Below are 532 nucleotides of genomic sequence, written 5' to 3' on the forward strand. Positions count from 1 at the left end.
GTTCACCGTGTCCGGCAAAGCGCGTTTTACCAAAAGGATCGGGATAATCTTGTCATCGCCACGTCTGACAAAGAAACTGACGATATATTAGAGGCGCACTGTATCAAACAAGGCTTTCGTGTTTTCCGCGGGAGCGAAGAACGTGTCCTCGATAGGTTTGTGAAGGTCATAGAAGCTGTTAAACCGTCAGTCATTATCCGGTTAACGGGTGATAATCCGTTTGTCGATCCGGAGCTGCTCGATGTAATGATTAAGGCGCATTTTGATCAAGGATCAGATTATACGTATATCCTGAATGCCCCATTAGGGATTTGCGGCGAAGTGGTCAACGCCAACCTGTTAATTGACATCAGCCGTATTCAGAATATGGAGGATCAATATCAGGAGCATGTCACGTTATATATAAGGAATCATCCAGCTCTTTATCGTGTTCAGTTTTTAGAGGCGCCGGAACGATTTCACGCCCCTCAATATCGGCTGACCATTGATACAAAGCAAGACTATGAATCGATAAAGGCCCTCTATCAAAAAG

The 532-nt window shown here is 44.9% G+C and carries 1 protein-coding gene; it reads left to right on the plus strand.

The features are described from left to right. The coding region (locus ACWHAR_RS31475; RefSeq protein ID WP_452088978.1) for a cytidylyltransferase domain-containing protein at positions 1–532 on the plus strand (532 nt) is incomplete at both ends.

The organism is Bacillus sp. LR--39, assembly GCF_053613335.1.